Origin of the sequence: Prosthecobacter sp. (assembly GCF_044226605.1) — a bacterium.
Classification (GTDB): domain Bacteria; phylum Verrucomicrobiota; class Verrucomicrobiia; order Verrucomicrobiales; family Verrucomicrobiaceae; genus Prosthecobacter.
This window is the reverse complement of record NZ_JBGAGS010000005.1, coordinates 234,075-248,320: the sequence shown is the minus strand read 5'-3', so window position 1 is coordinate 248,320 and position 14,246 is coordinate 234,075. Positions and strand designations below refer to the sequence as shown.

The 14,246-nt window shown below is 61.1% G+C and carries 9 protein-coding genes; 5 read left to right on the top strand and 4 right to left on the bottom strand.

Annotated elements, in window-relative coordinates; genetic code table 11:
- Positions 1-38: 38 nt before the first annotated feature.
- A complete protein-coding gene (locus tag ACILSO_RS08465; protein ID WP_395736948.1) occupies positions 39-1,268 on the bottom strand; it encodes a serine hydrolase domain-containing protein in 1,230 nt (409 codons plus the stop codon).
- Between the two features lie 106 nt (positions 1,269-1,374).
- Between ACILSO_RS08465 and ACILSO_RS08460 the strand changes: the two genes are divergently transcribed.
- From ACILSO_RS08460 to ACILSO_RS08450, 3 genes are all read left to right on the top strand, one after another.
- On the top strand, positions 1,375-2,451 hold the full coding sequence (locus ACILSO_RS08460) for a sugar kinase (RefSeq protein WP_395736947.1): 1,077 nt from the start codon (positions 1,375-1,377) through the stop codon (positions 2,449-2,451).
- Between the two features lie 27 nt (positions 2,452-2,478).
- Complete coding sequence (gene nspC / locus ACILSO_RS08455; RefSeq protein ID WP_395736946.1) at positions 2,479-3,675, top strand: carboxynorspermidine decarboxylase; 1,197 nt, start codon at positions 2,479-2,481, stop codon at positions 3,673-3,675.
- A 111-nt stretch (positions 3,676-3,786) separates the two neighbouring features.
- On the top strand, positions 3,787-7,158 hold the full coding sequence (locus ACILSO_RS08450) for a PVC-type heme-binding CxxCH protein (protein ID WP_395736945.1): 3,372 nt from the start codon (positions 3,787-3,789) through the stop codon (positions 7,156-7,158).
- Positions 7,159-7,170: 12 nt separating this feature from the next.
- Here ACILSO_RS08450 and ACILSO_RS08445 read toward each other — a convergent pair whose 3' ends face one another.
- The 3 genes from ACILSO_RS08445 to ACILSO_RS08435 all read right to left on the bottom strand — a co-directional run bounded on the left by ACILSO_RS08445 (position 7,171) and on the right by ACILSO_RS08435 (position 11,575).
- Positions 7,171-8,883, bottom strand: coding sequence for a S8 family peptidase (locus ACILSO_RS08445; protein WP_395736944.1), 1,713 nt, complete (start codon positions 8,881-8,883; stop codon positions 7,171-7,173).
- A gap of 407 nt (positions 8,884-9,290) precedes the next feature.
- Positions 9,291-9,767, bottom strand: a complete 477-nt coding sequence (locus ACILSO_RS08440; RefSeq protein ID WP_395736943.1) for a glycine cleavage system protein H — start codon at positions 9,765-9,767, stop codon at positions 9,291-9,293.
- Positions 9,768-9,814: 47 nt separating this feature from the next.
- Complete coding sequence (locus ACILSO_RS08435; RefSeq protein WP_395736942.1) at positions 9,815-11,575, bottom strand: ATP-binding cassette domain-containing protein; 1,761 nt, start codon at positions 11,573-11,575, stop codon at positions 9,815-9,817.
- A gap of 88 nt (positions 11,576-11,663) precedes the next feature.
- Here ACILSO_RS08435 and ACILSO_RS08430 point away from each other — a divergent pair, with 88 nt between their 5' ends.
- Both ACILSO_RS08430 and ACILSO_RS08425 read left to right on the top strand, forming a co-directional pair.
- Positions 11,664-13,313 (top strand): UxaA family hydrolase, encoded by a 1,650-nt coding sequence (locus ACILSO_RS08430; RefSeq protein WP_395736941.1) that lies wholly within the window; start codon positions 11,664-11,666, stop codon positions 13,311-13,313.
- A gap of 329 nt (positions 13,314-13,642) precedes the next feature.
- Positions 13,643-14,242: a L,D-transpeptidase family protein gene (locus tag ACILSO_RS08425; protein ID WP_395736940.1), complete on the top strand. Its 600-nt coding sequence runs from the start codon at positions 13,643-13,645 to the stop codon at positions 14,240-14,242.
- The last annotated feature ends 4 nt before the right edge of the window (positions 14,243-14,246 follow it).

The window sequence follows — 14,246 nt, the reverse complement described above, 5'->3', positions numbered from 1 at the left end:
GAACCGCACTCGGAGAGTGCGGACCACGCCGCGCTGGGTTATTCCAAGCGCACGGCCGAGCAGACGGTGGACAGCACGCGGCTGAGGGAGGCGACGCCGCCGGGTTCGTCGAAGCCATTGCCGAGGTTTGGCTGCCAGGTGTCGCGGTCGTGGTTTTGCTCGGGCTGGGGGATCAGGGTGAGCTTGGGATCGTACTGGCCGTCTTTGCCGCCGAGCTTGTAGATGACGAGATCGAGGGAGGGGATGATGTAGAGGCAGAAGCCGCCTGCACCGGATTTCCAGAAGGCGTCCTTGGGCACGCCGGCCACGTGGCCGTCTTCGTTGTGCTCAAACTGGAGGGAGAAGGGCGTGTGCGGATTGTAGGGGCTCCAGGTCTGGCATTTTTTGATGTAGTCGGGCGGGACGATCTGCTGGTCCTTCCACTTGCCGCCGTGGACAAGGCAGTAGCCCATGCGCAGGGCATCGGTGGCATGCAGGGCGGTGCTGCCGGCGCCGTTGGCGTGGGGCATCACGTAGTCGCCGCGGTGCAGGCAGTAGTCCCAGGCACCCCAGCCCTGGGGCTTGGCGAGACGGGCGTCGATGTAGTCCTTCAGCTCCATGCCGGTGACGTGGCGCAGCACGATGCTGGCGATGTGCGGGGAAGGGGAGGAGTAGGAGTAGCCTCCACCGGGCTCGATCCACAGCGGGACATTGAGCGAGGACTTGTCGAGGTCCTTGATGTTCTGGCCGGGGACGGGCTTGAGCGGGCGGGTTTTGGGATCGCCCTTCACATAGCCGCTGGGTGTCTGGCCTTCGCCCCAGTAGCCGCCGGTCATGCAGAGGAGCTGGCCGAGGGTGATGTCCGCCTTGCGCGGATCATTCAGCGGAAAGGCCTCGGGCAGGAACTGCTCGGTGAAGACCTTGGTGTCGAGGCCCTGGGGGATCTTGTCTTTGAACTCATGCAGCATGATGCCGCAGGCGATGCTGCAGAAGGCCTTGCCGGTGGAGGCCATGTCGGGATTGCAGTTGCGGCTGGCGCGGCCGAAGTACTTTTCGAAGACGAGGTAGCCCTTGTGCACGACGAGGAGGCCGCCGTGGGCGGTGGCGCGCTCGGAGAGGATGTAGGCGGGCTCGATCTTGCTGAGGTCCATGCCGGCGAGGTCGCGGCATTCCTTTTCCGTTTTGGCCTCGCGCCAGCCGCCTGCGCTGTCTGGTGGCGGGAAGTAGGTGTCTGCGGCGTGGAGGTAGGCAGAGAGGAGAGCGAGGGTGGTCAGGATGCGGAGGCTCATGGTGGTGCGTGCGCCACCATGAAAGGGGCCGCCGCATCTGGCGAGCTTCATTTTCCACCAAGGAGTTGTTTGCCACTGCCCCGCTGCGCTTCATATCTACGGCCCCATGCCCGCCCAACCTGCCTACGATCTGCTGTCCCTCGGTGAAGTCCTCCTGCGCCTTGATCCCGGTGAGGGACGCGTGCGCACCTCCCGCCAGTTCACCGCCTGGGAGGGCGGCGGGGAGTACAATGTGGCACGCGGTGCGCGGCGCTGCTTTGGGCTGAAGGCGGGCATTCTCACGGCGTTTGCCGACAATGAAATCGGCCGTCTCATTGAGGACCTCATTCTGCAGGGCGGGGTGGACAGCTCCCTCATCAAGTGGGTGCCGTATGACGGCATGGGCAAGCGCGTGCGCAATCCCATCAACTTCACGGAGCGCGGCTTTGGCGTGCGCGGTGCGAAGGGCAGCGTGGACCGCGGCCACAGCGCGGCCTCGCAAATCAAGCCGGGGGATTTTGATTTCGATCACCTCTTCGGCACGCTGGGCTGCAAATGGCTGCATACGGGCGGCATCTTTGCGGGGCTCTCGGAATCGACTGCGGAGGTCACCATCCAGGCCTGCGAGGCGGCGAAGAAGCATGGAGTGACGGTGAGCTATGACCTGAACTACCGGCCCTCGCTGTGGCAGGAGCGCGGAGGCTTTGCGGGATCTCAGGCGCTGAACCGCCAACTGGCGCCGTATGTGAATGTGATGATCGGTGTGCTAAGTGATGACCCGCCCGTCTCCTCCTCCACTCCCACGGACCCGAACGACATCTTTGCCGCGGAGGACGCCAAGCTGCGGCCGATGATGGAAAAGCTGGCGGCGGAGTACCCGAATCTGCACACCATTGCCGCGACGCTGCGCCGTGTGCATACCGCCAATGTCAATGACTGGGGCGCGCTGTGCTGGCACAAGGGTGCCTACCACCGCAGCCGCAACTACCCGCGCTTTGACATCATGGACCGCATCGGCGCTGGCGACAGCTTTGTGGCCGGCCTGATTCATGGCCTCCTGGTGGAAAACGATGCGCAGAAAGCCGTGGACTACGGCGCGGCGCATGGGGCGTTGGCGATGACGACGCCGGGAGACACGAGCATGGCGACTTTCCCTGAAGTGCAGAAGCTGGCTGAGGGCGGAGATGCCAAGGTGCAGCGCTGAGTTTTTGACCTCTTTTTTCCGTCCTACATGGCATCCACTGACTTCACTCCTCCTCACGTTTACGAGCAGCCGTTTCCGGCGTTCGACATCAACGCCATCGAGACGCCTGCCTATGTGGTGGATGTGGCGCTGCTGCGGAGGAACATGGAAAAGCTGGCGCACGTGCAGAAAGAGTCCGGCGCGCGCGTGCTGCTCGCGCTGAAGGGTTTTTCGATGTTCAGTGTGTTTCCGATCATGAAGGAGTACCTCAGCGGCTGCTGCGCGAGCGGGCTGAATGAGGCGCTGCTGGCGCAGGAATTTGGCAAGGAGGTGCATGTGTACTCTCCGGCCTTCAAGGCGCATGAGATGGAGCAGATCATCCCGATCTCGCATCATCTGAGCTTTAACTCGCTGGCGCAGTTTCGGAAGTTCAAGCCCATGCTGGATGCGGCGAAGGCCGCCACGGGGCATGCGCCGAGCCCGGGCATTCGCGTGAATCCGGAGCATTCGGAGGTGGAGGTGTCTTTGTATGATCCCTGCTCGCCGGGCTGCCGTCTGGGCATTCGCTCCGATTTGCTCGATGACGAAGATCTCACGGGTATCGAGGGGCTGCATTTCCATGCATTGTGTGAGCAGGACAGCGATGTGCTGGAGCGCACCGTGGCGGCTGTGGAGCGTCGTTTCCCCAAACTGCTCAAGCAGGTGCAGTGGGTGAACATGGGTGGAGGACACCACATCACACGCAAGGATTATGATGTGGAACGCCTCATCCGCGTGCTTCGCACTTTCCGTGAGAAATGGGGCAAGGATGTGTACATTGAACCCGGCGAGGCTGCTGGCCTGAACACGGGCTACCTTATCGCTGAGGTGCAGGACATCATCGAGGCTCCGGTGCCCACGGCCATCCTGGACATCTCCGCCACGGCGCACATGCCGGACACGCTGGAGATGCCGTACCGTCCCTACATCTTCGGAGCCGGCCTGCCGGGCGAGCATCCGTATGAGTACAAGATGGGCGGCACCTCGTGCCTCGCGGGCGATGTGCTTCAGGGCTTCTCCTTCCCTGAGCCGCTGCGTGTGGGACAACGGCTGGTGTTTGCCGACATGGCGCACTACACCATGGTGAAGACGACCACGTTTAACGGTGTGCCGCACCCGGACATCGCCATCTACGATCCGGCGACGAAGGAGTACCGTGTGGTGCGGCGGTTTGGGTATGCGGATTTCCGCAACAAGCTCTCCTGAGGGGAGGGCGGAGATAGGTGCGTCACAAAAGCACCACGTTTGGGCTCATTCGTGTCTGCATCGAGCTCGGCGGTGCCGTAATGGTTGGCTCACTTTCGCCGTATCCCTTTTATGCGCATCCTGTCTCTACTGTCCGTGCTCTCGATCTGCTCCGCCGGCCTGCTTCCGGCGGCCGAACCCGTCAAAGCGAAGATCAACCTGCTGGACGTGATCAAGTCCGGCAACGTTGAGTATCACGTCAATCCCAAGGCGGATTTTCATGATGACCCGAAGGACATCTGGACCTTTGACAAGGACGGCACCTTCCACATCAGCGGCCGCGGTTACGGCTATGTGGCCACGAAGGAAAACTTCCGGGACTACCATCTGGTGCTGGAATTCAAATGGGGCACCAAGACCTGGGGCAAGCGTGAGAAAGCCGCCAAGGACAACGGCATCCTCCTTCATGCCTACGGCCCGCATGGCGCCTATGCAGATACGTGGATGGCGAGCATCGAAGCTCAGATCATCGAGGGTGGTGTGGGAGACATTCTCGTGCTTTCGCCCAAGCTGGCCGATGGCACGGAACTGACCACCTCGCTCTCCTCCGAATACACCCTGGACCGCGACAAAGAGAAGATCTGGAAAAAGGGAGAGCCACGCCAGACTGTGACCAAAGGCCGCATCAACTGGAAGCACCGTGATGTGGACTGGGCGGACAAAGTCGGCTTCCGCGGCCGCGAAGATGTGGAGTCTCCTTCCGGCGAGTGGAACCGGCTCGAAGTCATCGCTAAAGGCGATACGCTGCAGTATTTCGTGAACGGAGCGATGGTGAACGAAGCTTTCGACTGCAAACCTGCCGAAGGAAAAATTCTCCTGCAGACCGAAGGCGCGGAAATGCTGGTGCGCCGCTATGAATTGTATCCCCTCGGTGACTTCAAGGAGAAGTGGAGCGCCATTCAGGCGAGCGGCGGAAGCGATATCGGTGCCGTGCGTGATGGGCAGGACAAAGCGCTTCCCCCGGAAGAATCATTGAAGCGAATCCAGCTGGATGGGAACTATGAAGTCCAGCTCGTCGCGGCAGAGCCTCTCGTGCTCGATCCTGTGGAATGCACCTGGGACTCCAAGGGCCGCATGTATGTGGCGGACATGCGCGACTATCCGCTCGGCCCTCCGGTGGCCGGCGATCCCTGGCTCTCCCGCATTCAACTGCTCACGGATGAAGACGGCGACGGCCGCATGGACAAGGCAGTGACCTTTGCCGATCACATGGACAACGTGCAGGGGCTGCTGCCTTACAATGGCGGCCTCATCGCCACCACGCGCTCGCAGATTCTCTTTCTGAAAGACACGGATGGCGATGGCAAGGCGGACGAGATCAAGTCCCTCATCAAAGGATTTAATCCGAAGCATGCCCAGCTCCAGGTGAGCGCCCCGCGCTGGGGCCTCGACGGATGCGTGCATTTCAACAACGGTCTCGATGCGCGTGAAATCTACCCTGCGGACAAACCCACGGATGTGGTGAACATCCCGGGCAGCAATTTCAAATGGGACCCAAAGACGGACAAGATCACGCCCACGGGCGGCAAGGGGCAGTATGGCGGCGCCTTTGATGACTGGGGGCACCACTTCTACTGCTCCAACCGCAATCCGCTCATGTTTACCGTCATGCCGCACGAGGCCATGCTGCGCAATCCGCACGCCGGCATCACGCAGAATTACGAGGATATCGCCCCCTTTGGTGCGGACACGCGCGTCTTCCCGCTGCAGATCACCCATACCACCGCAGACGCTCACGCCGGCACAAACACCGCTTGTTCCGGCCTGGGTGTCTATCGTGGCGATCTCATGCCCGAACTGAAGAACAATGTCTTCGTGCCCGATCCCACGGGGCAGCTCGTCACCCGCTACAAGATCGCCCCCAATGGCGCTTCACTTAAAGCCACCCGTGTTGGCGACCGCACCGAATTCTTCCGGAGCAGCGACGAATGGAGCCGCCCGGTGAACTTTACCACGGGGCCCGATGGCGCGATCTACGTCTGCGATATCTACCGCCGCTGGATCGACCACGCTCGTTTCTTTCCCGAGGAGTTCGTGAAGACGCATGACATGCGGCAGGGCGAAAATGAAGGACGTATCTGGCGGGTGGTGCCCAAGGGGACGAAGAAGCTCGTCACTAAGACTCCAGGAAAATATCACGCCATTCCCGAGGTGGGCTGGGGCGAGGTGCCGGCGGAGCATGCCGAGCGCGTGGCCTTCCTCAAAGCGCAGGACATCACCAGTGCCAAGGAACTCACTGCTCTCATCGCGAAGTATCCGGAAGATCCATGGATGGCGAAGATGGTCGCTTCATCGGCGAGCCAACAGATGGGGCGCATTCTCATGTCTCTTGGCGATCACTTCAGTGCTCTCGGGGACGACTATTTCCAAACCTTCTCTGAGACGCGTGTCGCGACCATCCGCAGCTTCACCCTGGGGGCTGTGGCCGATGCTGATGCGCAGGATGTGGATGCTCTGCTCTCGTTGCTGAAGAAAGAGCCGGGCAAACTGCTGTGGTGGAAGCCCGCCTTGCTGCAAGGCCTGGCGAAGCTGCCGAAAGGCCATGAAGACGCCGCCAAAGAAATCGCCACGCTGCAGTCGGAGATCGATGAAATCATCGCCGACGCGAAGGCTCCGCTGGAGCAGCGCCTTTCAGTGATGCCTTTGCTGGCCAGCCGCAAATGGGATGCCGTGCAGCCTGTCATCAAGTCTCTGCTCACCACCAGCCAGCCTCCGGAGCTGGCACTCTCTGCGCTGGCGCTGCTGAGAAAATATCCCGTGGCCACCACAGCGCCGTTTATCTATGAACTGCTGCCCAAAGCAGGTCCTGCGTTGAAGCGCGACCTCGTGCCTATCCTTACCGGCAATGCGGCCAGCGCGCTGGAGCTTTTCAAGCGCATGGAGAAGGGTGAGTTTCCAACCGCTTGGGTGGATGTGGAGACGCGCTGGCGCTATCAGCGCGGCACGGGCGAGATGCCTGCGCTTGCCAAGAAACTCTTTGGCGAGGCCAGCAGCGACCGCGCGAAGGTCGTGCAGGACTACATGGTGGCCACCACGATGAAGGGGAATGCCAAGAAAGGTCAGCAGGTCTTCGCTACCATCTGCGTCACCTGCCACAAGCACGGCAGCCTTGGCGTCGATGTCGGCCCGCCGCTTTCCGACGTGAAGGTGAAGCCTCCGGAAGGCCTGCTCTCCGACATTCTTGATCCCAACCGCATGTTTGAAGCCCGATGGAGCGCCTATACGATCGAGACGAAAGACGGCCGCACTCTTTCCGGGCTGGTCCAAAGCGAAACCGGAGATGCTGTCGTGCTCGCCATGATGGGCGGAGCGAAGGAGACAATCCAGCGCAGCGCCATCAAGGAGATGAAGTCCCTGGACCATACCCTGATGCCGGTGGGACTTGAAGCTGCGATCAATAAAGAGCAGATGGCCGACCTCCTGGCCTTCCTCCTTGGGAAGTAGATGAGCCTGCGTTCACGGAGAGGGCACCGCTCTCACTCGGAGAAAGGTTCCGAGTGAGCCATCTGCTGGGACGCCGCCAGATATGATGGTGCTTGTACTGAAGCTGGAGATGCCGCTTGTCAGCCAGGAACTGAGGTCCGTGGACCGCTGAATCTCAAAGGAAACATCCGGCCGCTGGGTGAAGGCGATCCCCGCTTTGAAATAGCCTCCCGCCGATGTCACCGAAATCTGCGGACGAACGGCCGCGGAGTCCATTCGCGTGCCTGCGGCATATTCGATTAAATTGGAAAAGCCGTCGCGGTCCGCGTCCGCCAAGGGCAGCTGCCGCACTGCGTAAGAGATGGTTGTTACGGCATTCAACCGTCCTCCCGTGGTACAAATCCCGTTGTACGCCGGAACTGTGACGACGGACGAGAGAATGCAGTTTTTGATTTCAGGGGCATTCCAGGAGGGGTTCAGGTATTTGACCGCCGTGGCAAGGGCGGTGACATACGGCGTGGCCTGCGACGTGCCGGTGTAGAGCGAGTAGGACGTGCCGAGAATGGGACCATTGATCTCGCGTCCAGGCGCGAAAAGATCCACGCTGACGGCGCCATAGTTGGACGGATTGGAGGTGCCGGACCAGCGGGCGTCTGTCCGGTCATGGTTGCCCACGGCAATGATGTTCGCGTGGGTGTAACCGCTTGGATAGTTGGGCGTGGTGTCATTGTTCACGCCTTGATTGCCTGCGCAGATGCTCAGCAGGATGCCGGCCGTCTGGCATGCGGTGAACTCCGTGCTCAAGGTCGAGCTAAACGGGTAGTTTTGCAGCGACATGTTCATCACGGGAACTCCGCGCTGCCGGGCGTACGTGGTGGCGGCGATCAAATTGGAGGTCAGGCCGCTGTTGCTCGAATTAAGAATCTTGCACACGACGATTTTGACGCCGCTGATCATGCCCGCAATTCCGACCGAGTTGTTGCGGTTTGCAGCGATGATGCCGGAGACGTTGGAGCCGTGCCCGTGGTCATCCGTCGGATCGTTGTCGCTGTTCACGAAATCCCAGCCGGTGACGTCGTCGATCCGCCCGCTGGAATCATTGTCCTGGCCGTCGCCGGCGATTTCTCCTGGATTCGTCCAGGCCAGATTAAGGAGGTCGGGGTGGGTCATGTTAAGCCCTGAGTCCAGCACGGCGATGACCAGGCCCGGAGTGCCCTCGAGAATGTCCCAGAACTCCGGGGCATCCACGTCGGCGTCCACCGTTCCGCCAGACTGGCCGGTGTTGTGATGGCCCCACTGGGTGGAAAAACTGGGGTCATTAGGAACGCCTGACCCAAATCCCACGCCGTCGGGTTCGGCTGTTTCCACCAGGGCAGGCATTTCGGTCAGGGTGTTGATGCCCTTCTGCAACGCGTCCAAATCACTCGCCGGCAGACGTACGGTGAAGAGTTCGGAGGAGATAGGCTGCAAAATCGAAATGCCCTTCTCGGCAAGCATGGAGGTCAGGTGAGACACGTTTGCTCCCGATCTGGCTTTAATGATGAGCTGGTCAGCCAGAAAAATCTCCCTGCCACGGTTCAGCCATCGACCGGTGGCGGCGTCGTTGTCCCACTGCTCTTTGACGTGCAGCAGCCTCTCCTGCACGCTGGAGCGCAGCAGGCGCTCCCGAGACCAGCGCCCAGGAACGCTGCCTGGAAACACACGCTCCTGCAGCACCTGACCGTTGGCCAGTGTCCGCTCCACCATATCATTGGACTCCTTACGGTCTGCAGGAAAGGGCTGGACTGGCAGTGCCGGGGAAGTTTCCGGCACCGATGAGGCATGTTGGGACTTTTGACGGGCCGGAACCTTTTCAGCGTGGAGTGAGGTTGTGGTGTGCCTTTTGGAAATCGCTTCCGATGAAACAAGCCAGCCCAGAGCAATCACTGTCAGCAAGATGGCTGCGATGCATAAAAAGTGACGGATTTTCATGAGCCAAAGATCAAGGAAGAGATTAAGGATTTGTCAAGGTATCCAGAGTGCCGTCTTGGTGTGCGCACGGCGCACGCACCCGTGTCGGATGAACATCATTCCCCCATCGAGTCTCTCGATTTCCAAATCTGGCGCGCCGAGGCAAGAGAGCGGAGGGGCACGCAACTCCTTGCCCGATTCGCCTACTCTTCGGACGCCCCTTCTTCTCCATGGCCTTCCTCGGCCATGCGCTGGATCGTTCCGCTGAGGAGTTCGATGTAGCCGTGGACGTCCATGCTTTCCGGTTCGGGTTCGCCGCGGACGGCATAGAGCCAGCCCTGTTCATAGGGATCGCTGCGCACAATGCAGGCATCGACTTTGAGTTCGGGATTGCCGCCGGCAAAGGCGCCGTTCATCACGCAGTAAACATCAGACGCTGCCTTGAAGCCTTCCACCCAGCCGATGTTGTCCCCGGGGGTCACCTTGGCGCCGTCTCCGGGCTTCCATTCGCAGTCAACGAGTTCGCCGAGCATGCGGGTGGCGAATTTGGTGAAGCCAACACGCCACAGGTTGGTTTCACCTTCCACGGGTGCCATCCAATAGTGCGAGCGTGAGTAGCGGAAGGTGTCTGGAAAACGGGCGGAGAAGCGGGCGTGCTTGAAGCGGACGAAATTGAGCATGAGAGAGAAAGATGAAGGCATCTTGAACGCACGAAGCGTCCGCAATTCTATGCCCGTCTGCGCAGCCCCACAAAGGCCATCACCACGCCGACGAGGAAATGCACTCCGAGCATGATCATGGCCAGGTCCGGCGCGGCAAACCAAGTCTTCACCAGTTTGTCAATAGGAGTGAAGAAGGCGGTCTTTTCCATCGAGTCAATGATGCCGGACCAGCCGTAGTATGCGGTGATGAATGGATGGACGACCTGCCCAAGGAGTTTTGGAAATCCAAGCAGGGCGCCACAGAGCAGGATATTGGCGCAGAGAAGGGTGAGAGAGAGGCTGTGGGCGCGCTCCTTGCTGCAGGAATTTGCAGAGATGCCCAGGCAAAGCGAGGCAAAGGCGGCGCCCGAGAGGGCGGGCAGCAGCAGCTTGGCCACTCCGGAGCCGGGCAGGCCGCCGGAGACGATGTCGAGGAACATCTCCATGGAAATGCTCTGCACCAAAATGATGGGCAGCATGAACAGCAGCGTGCCGATCAACCATGCGGACGGGCTTACACCACCGATGCGCTCGCGCTCATACACAGCGCGCCATGCGGCGATCTCTCGTGCGCCGAGGCGCAGTGCCATGAACATCACCAGCAGGATCTGGATCAGCACGATCATCGAGACGGTGTAGGACGCCGGCCAGAGGACATCAGCGGCGACGCTGGCGGTTTTCGTTTCCTTCAGCGTTTTCAAATTGGGCAGCAGCAGGAGCGCGGTCACCCCAGGGCCGCCCACAAGCAGCGAGGCATGCACGATCCATTCGCGCGGAGTGCGGCGCAGCAGGGACCAGCGACGCTTTACCAGGTGCTGCGCCTGGCTGAAAGCGCCCGGAAGAGGGATGATGGGGCGCACTTCAGTGTCCACCACCGGTTTGTCCTCCTCTTCATCGCCGCCTTTTTGCTTCATGATGATGGTGCGGTCTTCATCGCCAGGGTCTTCTTCCGCGGCGGAAAGTTTTTCCGCAGAGCCACCGCCGAGCTTGAAGGCGGCGTAGTAGGCGTCCCGGTGCTTCATCCATGAGTCCCCCCAGCGCTGTGCGGGGCGTTTGGCCAGCCGGGCATAGACTTCATCATAAGTCGGCACGGTGAAGTAGTGAGGCACGGCGCGGGCGGGACCGTGGAAGGTCACGTAGCCTTCATGCATGACCACCACGGTGTCATAGGCTCCCAGATTGGCCAGGGAGTCAGTGGCGTGGATCACGATGCGGTCCGGCCTGTCTGTGGACACCATTTTGAGCAGAGCCTCGAATTCGCGTTCGCTTCGGACATCGAGGCCGACGGTAAAATCGTCGCACAAAACGACCACGGGATCTGCCACGAGAGCGAGTCCCAGTTTCAAGCGGCGGCGCTGCGGCAGCGCCAGGGCGGAGGTGCGTTCTGTGGCAATGTTTTCCAAACCCACGGTCACCAGCACGTGGGAGACGCGGGAGAGCACTTCATCCCGAGTGCGCCCGGCACCGCGCAGCATGGCGGCGCTGATGAGGTTTTCGCGCACGGTGAGGTGCTCGATTAAATTGTCGTCTCCCGCAGGCACCCAGCCGAGCTGATTGGCATACAGCGGCTGTTTGATGAGGTCCCGCTTGCCCAGAGTGATCGTGCCTGCCTCCGGCTCGGTGAGGCCGGCGAGGATGCGCAGCAGTGTGGTCTTGCCACTGCCGGACGGCCCGATCACCGCCAGCACATGACCACCGGGCGCCATGAAGCTGACTTGTTCCAGCACGCGCAGAGGTTCCTTGCCTTTTCCGGGAACGACGTGGGAGAGATTGTTGATTTCGAGCATATTTCCGATCTAACCCGGTCTGAAGGAAAGAGCAAAGTTCAAAATTCCGCCTTCCTTTCCTTCGTGTCCGCTTTATCCCTGCCCACCCATGGCCTCCATCCTCCAAGTACATCCTGCTGACGACGCCATCGTCGCCCTGGCAGACCTCCCAGCAGGCACCGCTCTTTCCTTGAACGGTCATTCCTGGACCCTGCGGGAAAAAATCCCGGCCAAGCAGAAATTTGCCGCGCATACATTTGCTGTAGGAGACCTCGTAACGATGTATGGCGTCACCGTGGGCCGGGCCACACAGCCTATTGCCGAGGGCGCGCTGATTCACACGCACAACATCGTCCACGCCACCTCCGCCTTCAGCGGCAAGCAGCGGGAGTACACCTGGACACCACCGGATGTTTCCAAATGGCAAAGCCGCACTTTCCAAGGATTCAAACGTGCGCAGGGGCCCGCAGGCACGGCCAACTACTGGCTCGTCATCCCCCTCGTTTTCTGTGAGAACCGCAATCTGGCCTTCATGCGCGAGGCGCTGACCCGCAGCCTTGGCTATGGCAAAACCTCGCCGTATGAGCGCTTCGCCCAGCGCCTGGTCGAACTCCACCGTGCTGGCGCGTCCAAGGCAGAGATCGAAGCCACCCTGCTGGAGGCGGAAACCTCCGCCACGGCCGCGCGCGTGTTTAAAAACATCGATGGCGTGAAGTTCCTGGAGCACGGACTCGGCTGTGGCGGCACCCGGCAGGATGCCCAGGCGCTTTGCCGCTTGCTGGCCGGTTACATCCACAGCTCCAACGTCGCAGGAGCCACCATTCTCAGCCTCGGCTGCCAGCATGCCCAGGTCAGTTTGCTGGAGAGCGAGATGGCCGCGCTCTATCCCAAACTGGAGAAACCCCTCCTTGTCTACGAGCAGCAGAAGAGCAAATCCGAGCGTGACATGATGGCCTGTGCCATCCGCGATACATTCCTCCACCTGGCCGCCGCCAACGAGCAGACCCGCGAGCCCTGCGCGCTGAGCAATCTCATCATGGCCGTGGAATGCGGCGGCAGCGATGGCTTCTCCGGCATTTCTGCGAATCCCGCGATCGGCCACACCGCGGATCTTCTTGCCGCGCTTGGCGGTGCGCCCGTGCTCAGTGAGTTTCCCGAACTCTGCGGAGTGGAGCAGAGCCTGAGCGACCGCTGCGTCACCGCTGCTCTGGCGGACAAATTCGTCGGCCTCATGCGCGCCTATGAAGGCGCCGCTCAGGCCTGCGGCTCCGGTTTCGACGCCAACCCCAGCCCGGGCAACATCCGCGACGGCCTTGTGACCGACGGCATCAAATCCGCCGGCGCCGCGAAGAAGGGCGGCACCAGCCCCATCGTCGATGTCCTCGACTACGCAGAACCCATCCGCCAGCACGGCGGCCTTACGCTCTACTGCACGCCTGGCAATGACGTGGAAAGCACCACCGCCCTGGCGGGTGGCGGCTGCAACATGATGCTCTTCACCACCGGCCTCGGCACCCCTACCGGCAATCCGGTGTGCCCCACGCTGAAAATCTCCACCAACAGCGACCTCGCGAAGCGCATGCCCGACATCATCGACTTCGACACCGGGCCGATCATCACCGGCGAAAAGAGCGTTGAGCAAATGGGGGAGGAAATGCTTGAGATGGTCATTGCGACAGCGAGCGGAGAGTATGTGCCCAAGGCGGTGGCGCTTGGGCAGGACGACTTTTTGCCGTGGAAGAGGGGCGTTTCATTGTGATGCTTCTTGAGGAAGCCAGGGCTTGATCTCCGCGTGGCCCACCCTCAGAGTGGATGAAAATGAGCATGATGCGCCAATGGATATTTTCGCTGGGAACCTGCCTGCTGATGCCGGGCTGCGGCGCTGAGTCGCGGACGAACATGGACGATTTCTGGCGGGCAGTGGATCCGCTGGGGCACAGGCGGTCTCACAGTGAGCATTATTACCCTCATGAGCGGAAGACGGGCCTGCGGCTGCCAGGAGCGCAATAAGCTGGGGGACGACCGGCTGAATTTGTCAGCGCGCGAGGGCTCACTGCCGTATACACAGAGTGTCTTATGGCAGTGTGGATGAAAAAATTGGCGGCAGTCCTTTCCTTGGCATGGCTGGCGGTGGACCTGACTGCGTGCGGACATGGCAGCAAAACGGCGGCTACCGCGCCTCAGCCAGCAGCCGCCCCGGTCACGCAGCGGCTGGTGGTCAGCGTGGCGCAGCAGTTGATGGTGACGTTTGATGGCGGCCAACCCCGCCGGCAGTATCACGTGAGCACTTCTCGATTTGGGACTGGAGACAAGCGCGGCACACACAAGACTCCCCTGGGCAGGTTGGAAATTGCGGAGATCGCAGGGCAGGGGCTTCCTGCCGGCGCGAAGCTGAAATCCCGGCTGCCAACGGGAGAGATTGTGCCGGTGAACGCCCCGGGGCGGGACCCCATTGTGACGCGTGTGCTGCGCCTTCGCGGCATGGAGCGCCGCAATCAAAATGCTCTGGAGCGTGCGATCTACATCCACGGCACTCCGGAGGAGTCCAAGCTGCTGACGGCATCCTCCTATGGCTGCATCCGCATGGCTTCGGCCGATATCATTGAACTCTGCCGGTGGGTGAAGGTGGGTGCGCGGGTGGACATCTTGCCCGGGAAGCTGCCCGCACCAGAAAAACTGCCGCCGTAAAGGC